This is a genomic window from Neobacillus sp. OS1-32 (genome assembly GCF_030915425.1).
Taxonomy (GTDB): domain Bacteria; phylum Bacillota; class Bacilli; order Bacillales; family Cytobacillaceae; genus Neobacillus; species Neobacillus paridis.
The window spans coordinates 985,287-997,807 of sequence record NZ_CP133263.1 but is presented as its reverse complement, the minus strand read 5'-3'; the positions used below and the strand labels follow the sequence as shown (position 1 = coordinate 997,807).

Annotated in this window: 11 protein-coding genes and 1 pseudogene; all 12 read right to left on the bottom strand. The window is 42.1% G+C overall.

Annotation, left to right across the window (positions count from 1 at the left end):
- Positions 1–12 precede the first annotated feature (12 nt).
- Positions 13–217: pseudogene (locus RCG24_RS05145) on the bottom strand (acyl-CoA dehydrogenase family protein); the annotation flags it as partial.
- 134 nt (positions 218–351) lie between these two features.
- Complete coding sequence (locus RCG24_RS05140; RefSeq protein WP_308078493.1) at positions 352–1,095, bottom strand: cis-4-hydroxycyclohexanecarboxylate dehydrogenase; 744 nt, start codon at positions 1,093–1,095, stop codon at positions 352–354.
- An 83-nt stretch (positions 1,096–1,178) separates the two neighbouring features.
- Complete coding sequence (gene menB / locus RCG24_RS05135; protein WP_308078492.1) at positions 1,179–1,979, bottom strand: 1,4-dihydroxy-2-naphthoyl-CoA synthase; 801 nt, start codon at positions 1,977–1,979, stop codon at positions 1,179–1,181.
- 84 nt (positions 1,980–2,063) lie between these two features.
- Complete coding sequence (locus tag RCG24_RS05130; protein WP_308078491.1) at positions 2,064–3,707, bottom strand: AMP-binding protein; 1,644 nt, start codon at positions 3,705–3,707, stop codon at positions 2,064–2,066.
- Between the two features lie 27 nt (positions 3,708–3,734).
- Positions 3,735–4,880 (bottom strand): thiolase family protein, encoded by a 1,146-nt coding sequence (locus RCG24_RS05125; RefSeq protein WP_308078490.1) that lies wholly within the window; start codon positions 4,878–4,880, stop codon positions 3,735–3,737.
- Between the two features lie 47 nt (positions 4,881–4,927).
- Positions 4,928–5,794, bottom strand: a complete 867-nt coding sequence (locus RCG24_RS05120) for a 3-hydroxyacyl-CoA dehydrogenase family protein (protein WP_308078489.1) — start codon at positions 5,792–5,794, stop codon at positions 4,928–4,930.
- 25 nt (positions 5,795–5,819) lie between these two features.
- On the bottom strand, positions 5,820–7,511 hold the full coding sequence (locus RCG24_RS05115) for a CoA-transferase (protein ID WP_308078488.1): 1,692 nt from the start codon (positions 7,509–7,511) through the stop codon (positions 5,820–5,822).
- A 15-nt stretch (positions 7,512–7,526) separates the two neighbouring features.
- On the bottom strand, positions 7,527–8,672 hold the full coding sequence (locus RCG24_RS05110; protein WP_308078487.1) for an acyl-CoA dehydrogenase family protein: 1,146 nt from the start codon (positions 8,670–8,672) through the stop codon (positions 7,527–7,529).
- A gap of 498 nt (positions 8,673–9,170) precedes the next feature.
- The gene (locus RCG24_RS05105) at positions 9,171–9,908 is read right to left on the bottom strand and encodes an SDR family NAD(P)-dependent oxidoreductase (protein WP_308078486.1); all 738 of its coding nucleotides are present in this window, start codon (positions 9,906–9,908) and stop codon (positions 9,171–9,173) included.
- Between the two features lie 77 nt (positions 9,909–9,985).
- Positions 9,986–10,771, bottom strand: a complete 786-nt coding sequence (locus tag RCG24_RS05100; RefSeq protein ID WP_308078485.1) for an enoyl-CoA hydratase/isomerase family protein — start codon at positions 10,769–10,771, stop codon at positions 9,986–9,988.
- A gap of 236 nt (positions 10,772–11,007) precedes the next feature.
- Complete coding sequence (locus RCG24_RS05095; RefSeq protein ID WP_308078484.1) at positions 11,008–11,268, bottom strand: SDR family NAD(P)-dependent oxidoreductase; 261 nt, start codon at positions 11,266–11,268, stop codon at positions 11,008–11,010.
- A 59-nt stretch (positions 11,269–11,327) separates the two neighbouring features.
- Complete coding sequence (locus tag RCG24_RS05090) at positions 11,328–12,515, bottom strand: ABC transporter substrate-binding protein (protein ID WP_308078483.1); 1,188 nt, start codon at positions 12,513–12,515, stop codon at positions 11,328–11,330.
- Positions 12,516–12,521: the final 6 nt, after the last annotated feature.

Sequence of the window (12,521 nt, the reverse complement as noted above, 5' to 3'; positions counted from 1 at the left end):
TCTCCTCCAAATCTATTTTCCTAGAATATCTTTACTAATGATTTCCTTCATTATTTCGGAGGTTCCCCCATAAATCCGTTGAACCCTTGCATCGGTATACGCCCTTGAGATTGGGTACTCTTCCATATAACCGTATCCGCCAAAAAGCTGCAGACAGCCATCAATAACTCTTCCTTCTTCCTTGCGCTTCAGTAGCAGATAATTTAGCAATACTCGCATTAAGATTTATTAACAGAATATTTTTAATTGTAAATTATATTAACATATGTGTAAACACTTATGTCTTTAAGGAGGAGTTTTCGTGTCTATTTCTGATTTCATGAATACAGATTTTATCTGTTGTTAAGAAGCTTAGATTGCCGTATATCCTCCGTCAACATGCAAAACGGTTCCTGTAATAAAAGAAGCTTTCTCACTTACAAGAAAAAGAATGGCATCGGCGATTTCCGAAGGTTCAGCCAATCTGCCAATTGGATGTTTTTCAATCATTTGATGAGTTATTTCAGGTGGAAGTTTCTCCAATAGTGACGTGTTTACATATCCCGGAGAAACACAATTGATTCGAATGCCTTTAGGTGCATACGTTATAGCTTGAGATCGGGAAAAATTGACCACTGCAGCCTTTGAGGCAGAATATGCTGTACTATTAATTTGGCCTACATGAGCTAATACTGAACCCATATTTACAATGACCCCAGAGCCATTTTTCAACATTTGAATAATGGCATATTTATTTGACAAAACCACCCCAGTTAAATCAATATCTATCACTCTTTGCCAATCCTGTAGATCTAATTCATGGACTGGCCCTTTTTTCTCAGGAATCCCAGCATTTGCAACTAAAATATCAAGTTTCCCGTATGTTTTAACTGCAGTTTCCATTAAAGTTTGAACATCCTGTTCTTTCGTCACATCACAATGAACAAAAATTGCTTCACCGCCTTTGTGTCTAATTTTCGCTACTACGGACTCAGCTGATGATGAAATGTCCCCAATAACGATCTTGCTTCCTTCTCTGGCAAATAGTTCCGCAGCAGATTCTCCAATTCCGGAACCGCCACCAGTTATTACGGCAACCTTATTTAAAAGTAACATTTTACACACCTCAAGAAATTAAAATATTGTTTAAAAAAAGTCCTACTGATGAAAATCAGCAAGACTTATAGAGAGTTCTATTCTTATGATCTAAACTTACGAAAATCGGGAGCCCGCTTTTCGATAAAGGCGTTTTTCCCCTCAAGTGCTTCATTTGTATCGTAGTACATTGCTAAACTGCCGAGTGCCATTTTATTGATTCCGGAAATATTTTCGCTATCGGCATTGAAGGAGTATTTCAACATTTTTAAAGCTGTAGGGCTTTTTTCTAGAATTTGTCTACACCAATCTTCAACCGCCTCCATTAATTGCTCATGGGGAACTACTTTGTTTACCAGCCCCATTTGCAATGCCTCTTCGGCGGAATATTTGAGGCAAAGGTACCAGATTTCCCGTGCTTTTTTCTCACCGACAATTCGAGCTAGATAGGCAGAACCATATCCGGCATCAAAACTACCAACCCTAGGACCTGCCTGACCGAAAATGGCTTTATCAGATGCAATCGTTAAATCACAAATGACCTGAAGAACATGACCGCCGCCAATTGCATATCCATTTACAGCGGCAATCACTGGTTTTGGAATATTACGCATCACATAATGAAGGGTCTCCATTTCCAGGCCCATTCCACCAGTTAGCCCACCTGGTTTGCCGCTATATCCACCAGCGCCCCGGTCACTTTGATCGCCACCTGTACAAAATGCTTTGTCACCGGCACCTGTTAAGACCACAACGCCGATTTCATTATCATCCCAGGCATCGCGAAACGCCCAAATTAATTCTTGAACGGTCTGAGCCCGAAAGGCGTTGTAAACCCTTGGTCTGTTCATGGTAATTTTTGCAATTCCCTCTTTTTTCTCATATAAAATATCTGTTAATTCCATTTTATTTACCTCCTTATTGTGTAACCTTCATGAATAAACGTTCGTTCGTTACATTCTTAAAATATTATTGTAATATTTAGATAATTATTTTGAGATAATACCGAGATCCTTTTCTACCATCTCTCGCAGTTTATATTTTTGAATTTTTCCAGACGATGTCCTTGGCAGATCCGAAACCAGCCGAAGTTTCTCAGGATATTTATATTTTGCAATATTTTGCTGCGATAAAAATTCAATCATTTCAGCAAATGTTAATTTCTCACCTTCAACTGGAACGACAAGTGCCCATGCTTTTTCACCCATCCGTTCATCAGGGACCCCAATAATGGCGACCTGCTGAACTTTTGGATGCCTATAAAGGATTTCCTCAACCTCACCCGGACTTATATTCTGTCCTCCCCGGATAATGATATCCTTTTTACGCCCGACCACTCGAATGTATTGTTCCGGCAGTAATACACATAAATCGCCACTATAATACCAGCCATCATGATCCAGATACTTTTGTGTCAGCTCCGGTTGTTTCAAATATCCTAAAAAGACATTGGGGCCCCTTGAAGCCTCTTCTCCGATTTCACCATCCGGAAGTTCTTCATGGTTATTATCAACAATCTTAACGTCTATGCCCGGTACCGGTTTCCCATCGCTTGATAAAATGAGTTCGTCGGAATCGTCTAGGCGACTGACCGTATGGGGCGGACTTTCGCTCGAGCCATAAACAGCCAGTACCTTAAATCCAATTTTATTCGCTTCGTTCACAAGATGCCTTGGGATTGGTGCACCGCCACAAAGGAAAAACCTGAAATGATCCAAATTAATTTTACCTTCTTGTCTTGTAATTTCAATGAGCAAATCATGAAGGAACGGTGTAGCTCCCATGGAAAATGTACATTTTTCCTCCGTGATCATCTTCAATGCTTCTTTGGCAACGAAGTGTTCCATTAAAACACTCTTAGCTCCAATCGTCAAAGGCAGGTTCATCCCGTAGAGAAATCCGGTTGCATGGGACACAGGAGACGGCATGAAAACGGTATCATCTTTGGTGATAAATAAAGTTTCAATCATCGACTTCACGACAAAAAGAATTGTGTTATGGGTATGTACTACCCCTTTAGGCATGGACTCGGTCCCTGATGTAAATAAGACAACTAATAGATCATCAGATTTAACCTCTTGATCGTCCTGCCCAATTTCAGTTGGCAGATACGTTTGCAGCTCCTCGAAGTATATAAATGCATCCGATTCTTCATTATTGAGATCCCCTCTAACAACAATTACGTGGGAGATGGGATGATCCCTTTGAACATTCTTCACAAGGTTCATATAGTTGAAATTTCGATAAAGTTCTGGAATAAACAATACTTTTGACTCACATAAAGAGATAATATATTTTAGTTCCTGCAATCTAGCAGTAATTGGTATTGGATTATAAATAGCGCCAATTTTTGCACAGGCTAGGTAGATGATTACATTTTCAACCCAGTTTGGTAATTGAACGGAAATAAAATCTCCTTTTTTAACTTGAAGCTGTTTTAGGCCATTTACTGTCTTGTTAACTTCCACTAGTAGCTGTTTATAGGTTAATTTTCTCGTATTATCTACAGATGCAATTTGGTCAGGAAACTTGTTAACAGCCTCAAAGAAATGGTCAAAAACGGTAGATGTTGACCAATAGCCCTTGTCATAATATTCCTGTTTCAGTTTTTCATTAATAAATAGTGGTGGCACTAAACCTTCCCTCCTCGACCAATTACACTATAATCTTTCGATGATCGTTGCTGTTGCCATGCCGCCGGCACAGCACATGACTTGTAAACCAAATTGTTCATTCTTATCCTCTAACTCATGCAAGAGGGTTGTCATAATCCGTGCTCCGCTTGCGCCTGTTGGATGTCCTAAAGCAATGGCACCACCGCGGGGGTTTACCTTGTAATAATCTGGATTGATTTCCTTCATCCAAGCCAGCACAACGGAAGCAAAGGCTTCGTTACACTCAAAAACGCCGATATCGCCTGCCTGCAGCCGTGATTTCTCCAAGATTCGTTTCGTTGCCGGAATAATACCTGTTAACATCAGAGTTGGATCGGAGCCAACGACTTCTCTGGCGATAATTCTCGCCCTTGGCTTCACTCCCAATTCCTCCGTCTTTTGCCTCGACATCACCAGAATAGCGGCTGCACCATCACTAATTTGACTGGCGTTACCAGCGGTCACCACACCATTCTCTTGAAAAATGGTTTTTAATCCGGCCAGTTTGTCCAGCGATGTGTCCGGCCGAATCCCTTCATCCTCTGATACTAGTATTCTTTCTCCGTTATTTGTCGTTTGAAAAGGAACAATTTCTCTGTTAAACTCTCCATTTTTTCTGGCCATATCGGCTAACAGGTGGCTTCTTAGCGAAAATTCATCCAGTTCGCTCCGTGTTAATCCCCATTTTTCCGCAATTCGTTCCGCAGAGTTCCCTTGTGGAATGATTTCATACAATTCAAGAAGCTCTTCAGGACTTTCTACCCGGTCAAGCCCCATCGGGTGACGTGTCATGTTCTCTACCCCTGCGGCAATCACAACCTGATGATCCCCTGCAAGGATGGCCTGTGCAGCCATATGCACGGCTTGCTGGGAGGAACCACATTTACGGTTGATGGAAATGGCAGGGACCTCTTGTGGGAGCCCTGACATTAATCCGGCAATTCTGGCAATATTATTTCCCTGTTCCTGTGTTTGCGTGACACAGCCAACAATAATATCTTCCACAAAATTCCCGTCAATTCCTGCTCTGTCGATAACTTCTTTTAACACCGTGCTTAACATTAACTCTGGTCTTGTTTCACTATAAATACCATTCCTTCTTCCGACCGGAAGACGAACAGCCTCGACAATGACTGCTTCACGATTGTTCATGGTCTTCCCCCTGACCTCATTTTTCACTAAATTATTCTTATGAAGAGCTAGGAATAAGTGTAAAAGCCCTTCCCAGATTTACGACCCAACTCTCCTTTTTTCAGCTTTTCAACCACTGTTTTGGAAGGTTTGCTGCTCTCATCTCCTGTTTCCAGATATCGAAATTGGCGGACATTATAATGGACATCCAATCCGGTTAAATCGATTAAGGCAAACGGTCCAATCGGGTGATTCAAACCTTTCGTGCAGGCTAAATCAATATCTTCAAATGATGCAACGCCATTTTCATATAGTTCAATGGCCTCTTTCATGATTTTGTCGAGGATGCGGTTCATGACAAAACCGGAAATCTCTTTTTTAAGTAAAATCGGGACTTTGTTAAAGCTTTTTGCCAAATTGATGGTCATCTGTGCTGTTTCATCAGACGTCAACGGATTCTTCACAACCTCTACCAGTTCCATGACTAATGCGGGATTGGAGAAGTGCATATTGCAAACCCGCTCCGGGCGGTTTGTTGCATCTGCCAATTTGGAACTGACGATCGTGGAGCTGTTCGTGGTGAAAATGGCTTGAGGCGGTGCAAGCTGATCCATTTCCGTAAATAACTGCCGTTTGGCCTCCAGTTTTTCGACAATTGCTTCAATGACAAAATCTGTTTCTTCTACAGCAAGCCCAAGTGAAGTAGTTATACTTAAATTCTCAAAGGCAATAGCAACTGCTTCCTCTGATAACCTGCCTTTTTTGACACGCCGCTCCATTTGCTGATTTAAATTATTTAAAGCCTGTTTAAGATTTTCTTCACTTACATCTTGGAGGATCGTTCGATAACCAGCAAGTGCGGAAACCATGGCAATTTGCGAACCCATTACCCCCGCACCAACGACGGTAATTTGTTTTACTTTTTCTACTCCCATATTTCACAACCCTTTATCTGCTTAATTATTGTAAAAATACTTTTTCCGGATCAAGTGCTCTTAACCATTCAAGTTCCAGCCGTGAAGGTTCAGACATGACTACTGCATGATCAAGGACCGGTATCTCCCATGGAAGAAGTTCACCAAGCATTTCTCTATATTGTGATGCATCGGTTCCACCCGGGATCCAATGGCTGACCGAAAAGGATTCATCCGAATTCTTTCTTGTTAAAACTGCGAGATTAGTAAAGATAGTGCTTACTTTTTCGCCTGTTGAGGTGACATATGGAACTTTGTTAATAAATTTCCTGCTGTCCCCGTTCATCATCACTGCAACATCTGAGGCAACCGAGGCAATGTCATTGGCACCTCCTGAACCAGTTAGGTAGACATTTTTCTCGGGAATCTTCGTCGAATTCAGATTTCCTTGTGAATCGATTTGTGCTGCGGAGAGGATTGCGAGACAAGGGCTAGATGGGTCCCCGACAAATTGACCAAGAATTTCGACAAAGCTGCTTTGTTTCATGTTGGTGAAAAGGTTTCCAAAATTAAAGATATACGGGTCACCATTTACCGGTTCATAGCCATAATAGCCGGTTTCTGTCATCAATTGAATCGGGATTCCTTCTGCCTTTAACCGCTTATAAACGAGCCAAGCAGTTAAATGGGATACGCCGATTCCGGCGAGAATGGTTTTAATATTTTGGCTTTTTATCTTCTCTGCGATTATCCGGCTGGCTGAAACAATTAGCTTCTCAGTCGATGTAGGTGATGAATCACAATCAATCTGGTGATTTTTCAGGCTGCCTGCAGTAAAATTTGACTTTAGTTTAGCTATCCGTTCCGTACCCAATTTTTCAAGAAAGGCTTCGTGGCCCTTATCCAAGTCCCATTGCTCCATAAACTCCATAATATCCAACCCACCTTTGATAGCTTCGCTGAAACTTACCCTGAAGGCATAATCCTCGGTATAGGCAGCATCGCTGTAGCCGATTGGCGAGACACCGTAGGGATGTGCACTTAATGGAACTTCTACAACATAATCCACCTTATGCGCTGGAATTTTTACCAAATGGGATAATGGCTGAATCGCCGCTTTATCCACTATCTTTTCCACGACTACGACAACTTTTTTAGCAGCGAAAACACCCCAGAGATCTTCCCCATATGGCGGTGTGATAACGGTATTGCCATCCTCATCAGCGACACTTCCATGTACCACCGTCACATCCGGGATGAGGCGGCGAATCATCACGGTCTCATTTTCACCAATTGGATCTTTAACTGTGAACGCCTTTCCGGAATCTACATGTTCCTCCAAAATGGAACTGTTAACGAGGGAACGGGTTGGGATAAAATCCAATCTATAAGCCGATGCCATCAATCGCTGCGGAATCGTTAAGTTGGTCCAATATTCGATCTCAAGCTTTCCTTCACGAGCCAATTTTGAAATCAATCGGTTTGGGCTTGGTGACGGATAGGTCTCACCAAAAAAGGCACCCTCCAATTTTTTTACATGTCCTGCCCAAATCAGGGCAATCGCATATTCCAGCATCCCTGTACCCACCAGGTGCAGCTGGAGTTTTGTATGAGAGAATTGGCGAATTATTTCCCATGCAAATGCCATTGGCCGATTATGGGTAAAACTAAAATGAAGAGTACTGTTCGGGTGAATGACTTGTTTCACACATTCCTCAAGGCAAATAACTTTTGACAACTTTTTTCTCTCCTTTTACCCTCTCATTAAGTTGCTGCCAATTATCATCCGCTGTACCTGGTTGCTACCGTCAAGAATTTGGAATACCTTTGCATCCCTCATTAATCGCTCTACCGGATATTCCCGGATGTACCCGTAACCGCCAAAGATTTGCACGGCATCGGTTGTCACTTTCATTGCCATATCAGTGGCAAAGCACTTTGACATTGAGACCATGGCCATCGTTTCATAAGAACATTTTGGTGCTTCCAGATCAACACGGCGGTTTGTCTCGCGGACAAGACAGCGGGCTGCTTCCAGCTGCATCGCGCAATCTGCCAGCATAAATCGCAATGCCTGGAAATCGCCAAGCCGCTTATTAAATTGCTTGCGTTCTTTTGCATAAGCAACAGCATGATCCAATGCAGATTGGGCAATTCCAAGCGCGATGGAGGCGGCTCCCCATGAACGCATCGCATTTCCCAGTTCGGCGAGAATTTGCCAGCCTTGGCCGATTTCTCCGATTAAGGCGTCATCGTCAACCAAGCAATCCTCCAAAATGATATCCCCTGTCATGCTGCCATGAAGACCCATTTTATCTTCGATTTTCCCATACTTAAGGCCTGGGCTGTCTTTATGAACAAGGAAGGCCGACATTTCGTCCGGATTTGTTTTCGCAAATACAAGGTAATATTCCGCCACCTGCGCCAGCGTAACAAAGATTTTTGTTCCGTTTAAAATATAGCCGCCATTCGGATTTTTCTTCGCAGAGGTGCTTAGAGAACGGGCATCAGAACCGGCATGCGGTTCGGTGATACAAATGGCGCAAAGCTTGTGGCCGGATGTCATTGTTTTAAAGAACTTTTCCTTTTGTTCTTCTCGGGCAACCATTGAAACCATCCGAATGACCGTATGGGTGGACAGCATCGTTGTTCCCATCATCGTCAAACCTCTGCTCAGTTCCTCAATCACCTTGGATAAAAGGGCAGAATTGGCATTTATACCGCCATATTCCTCTGGTAAAGACATCGTCAACAGTCCGTTTTCTCCTAATATTTGCACTAAGTCGTGGGGAAATTGATCGGTTTTATCCACTTCAGCCGCCCGCGGAATAATTTTTTCTTCCGTAATTCTTTTTACCACTTCCAGAATATCCTGTTCGAGTGTTTGTTCTGCGATCATATCATCATACTCCTTCTCACCATTTTTATTAGGCAAAAATCAAACTTTATCATTTTCCGACAGAAGACTCTACCTGATTGATGTTACGGGCGAAGCACAACCATTCAGGTGGAGATGAATGTCGGTTGGCGGTAGCCAAAACATTTGTTCTGTGGTAAGATATTCTTATACGTGTTCCTTGAAAACTGGATATATAAGGTTGTGACAAGAAAAAAGCTTTGTCACGTAAAATATCCAAGCACAAACTTGCTAACACGTAACGCTGTTGCTTAGCGCATAGCTTAGTGGGTGCGTCAACCATCCGTGTGTACTCGACACTTTCGTGTCGGGGCTTGCATGGCTCTTTTTCAAGGGTGATGTAAGCGGTACGTAAGTACCGACCAAAAACAGTGATTTGAGAATGCTACTCAGAGCGTCACTCGTCTTTCAGACGAAAAGACCTGAGCTGGCTCACTCAAGCCCCCTCTGAAAAGGTTTATCTCAGTGGGGGTTCGTTGACTAATCTACCATTGTCAGTCCGCCGCTGACACTTAGTACCTGCCCAGTGATGTAATTCGCTCTTTCAGAGGCAAAAAATCCAACACCATAGGCAATATCTTCAGGCTGCGCCACTCGTCTTAATGGAATGGCTCGAATAAGTGCTTCCTTGTTTTTATCTGGCTGCGAGGCAAATAACGGCGTATCAGTTGGACCGGGACAAACGACATTGACAGTAATTTTATTTCGTGCCATTTCACGGGCAAGCGATTTTGAAAAAGCAATAACCCCGCCTTTTGTACCAGCATAAACGGTTTCACCGAGGCTGCCGACACGGCCAGCATCACTGGCAATATTAATAATTCTTCCTGATTGTCTTTCAATCATTTTCGGCAGTACAGCACGGGATCCGTATATAGTTGAACGGAAATTCAAGTCGATCACCTTTTCCCAATACTCAACCGAGTTTTTCATAAACGGCTCAATAATGTCCCAGCCGACTGTATTGACTAACACTTCAATCGGCCCCAATTCTGATTCGATTTTTTCAACGACCGTATTGAAGGAATCCAGACTGGTAACATTTACTTCAAAAGATTTGGCTTCTAAGCCATTGGCTGTTAATTCCCCTGCCGTTGTTTCTCCTGTCACTGTATTAATGTCACAAACGGCAACGGCATAGCCCTTCGAAGCCATTTCTTTGGCAACCGCTTTGCCAATTCCTTGTCCTGCACCAGTAACCATTGCTACTTTACTCATACCAAACACTCCCTTTTTTAGCTTGAAATGAACGTTCATTCGTCTAAATTCACAAAAAGAAAACCCATCAAAAACTTCTATTTCCCGGCGAAGACAGGTTCATTTTTACCGAGGAAGGCTTGAAATCCGATTTTTGCATCGTTAGAGGTAAATGCTTTTGCGGTTTCCAGCAAATCCATTTCCAATCCCGTGCCAAGCGTGCTTTGCCCTGCACTTTGAATGCAGCGTTTGATGCCGGCTAAGGCGATGGGTGCTTGCTTGGCAAGCCCACCCGCCAACTCATACACTTCATTCAAGCCGTTTTCAGCTGCTACCACAGTGCTGACAATTCCATATTTATAGGCATCTTCCGCCGTTAAAGATTTGCCGAAATAAACCAGCTCTTTCGTTTTTGTCTCGCCAATTAAACGTGTTAAACGGTGCGTGCCTCCTGCGCCAGGATTCATCCCCAGGCGGATTTCCGGTAGTCCAATTTTTGCCTTTCCACTCACCATCACCCTAAAGTCACAGGCTAACGCCAATTCCAATCCACCGCCCATGGCGTGGCCATTTATGTAGGCAATCGTTGGTTTTGGCAGGTTTTCCAGAATATTTAATGTGTCTTGCAGTTTTTTTACATAGTTTAGCATTCTGCCAGTTTCCTGATTTTGCTGGAGGGTCTCCATCATTTTGATATCAGCACCGGCAACAAAAACCTTTAATCCACTGCGGAGAATGACCACGCGTACATCCTGATCATGTTCAATTTTTCTGAAAACCTCTCCCAACTCCACGACTAATTCTTCATTTAATGCGTTAACCGGTTCCCTCTCCACGATGACCTCGCATATTTTGCCCAATTTGTTGAGCCGAACAAACTCCATCTTCTCTCCACCTTTCGAATATTTTACGAATGAACGACCGTTCGTTTAAATTTTATATTAGCATTAATTTTCTAAATATTCAATATCTTACTTTAAAAACTTTCGTATCAAATTCCGCCTGATAATTCAACTAAACCATCAAGTAAAATATGGGTACAGTAGGGCAATAATCGTTCCGACATTACTAAATAAAAAGGCAAACTGCATACTGTTCCAGCGTAGAACCGGTAAACAAACTAAACATCAACAGTACCAAATTGTTTCTGAACCTTTCCGGCAAACTCTTCAATCGCTTCGATTCTTCTTAAATCTAATTGAAAAGGATAAACTTGCGTGCTCCCAAATTCTTCGACCAACGCATCAATATTGCCAGCATTATTGTGTACAGGTAAAATAACAGTTGCGCCTTCCCCAAGAAACGCACGGGCAATTGCTAATCCTATACCGCCATTCGCGCCGGTAATAATAATTTTTCTATATAACCATTCCTGGTTCAATCAAGCCTTCCCCTCGCTTTCTGTATGTTTCTAGAATACTAGAATTGAACAAAAATCATTTATTGATTGGGATAAATCATTTTTTGTGTGACGCCGCTCTTACTACTACTATCTTCGATTACTTCCCCAATAAAGTTGGGAACCTGTAATTGATGGTCTTTTGGATTTAAGGTAACCTTACCTAAAATGGAGTCATAGCTAATGCCCTCCATTGCTTTAATCACCTTATCCGTTTCTGCTGAATCAGCCTTTTTGATTCCCTCAAATAATAATTGCGCCCCCATATAAGCGGAACCGTGATAAACGGTTGGTTTTTTATTGTTCTTTTTCTCAAAATTAGCAACAAACTCTTTATTTAAAGGAAAGTCAACTGAATTATGGTAATTGGAAACTCCAATTACTCCAAGTCCATCTTTGCCAATCGCATCAACAACAGTATCCGTTAAAAATGTAACCGTCTTTACCTTATCTGTTAAACCAAAACTTTTTGCCTGTTTTAGGAAGTTAATCCCATCACTTCCGGATAATGCAACCCAAATTCCATCCGGATTAGCAGATAGGATGTTCGTAATCTGCGAGGAATAATCCGTAGTTCCGAGTGGCGTATAAGCTTCTCCAATTACTTTATCACCATTTTCCTTGGCAATTTTCTTAAATCCTTCAGAAGAGCTGTGTCCCCATTCATAATCAGCACCAATCAAAAACCAAGAATTTCCTTTTAATTCTTTTCCATAGTACTCTGCGATAAGCTCCATATCCAGTAAATCATTGTGATTAGCACGAAAAATATTTTTATTCAAGTTGGTAGTCGTTAATTTTGGTGTTTTATTAACGGTAGAAATGTAGATTGAATTCCATTCAGGCATTTTAGCCCCAATCGCCAATCCAACCGCACTTGATACCGAGCCCAAAATAAAATTTGTCTTATCTTTTGTTACAAGTTTTTCTGCCTTTCTTAATCCAACATCAGGCTTTCCTTCATCATCTTCTTGGAGAACCTCTACTTTTTTTCCTAAAATACCGCCATTAGCATTAATCTCTTCAGCAGCAAATTTAATTCCTTCCACCACCTCTGTACCTATCACCGCATAGGGACCGCTCAAACTTGTAACGATGCCCACCTTAATTGTGTCTTTTCCTCCGCTTGATGCGGCCGAACCACCCGTTTTTTCCTTACCGGAACAAGCTGTTAAGAAGAGCATCATAAAAATAAGTAACACCGAAATTGAAAAGCTTATTTTCTTCATTTCCCA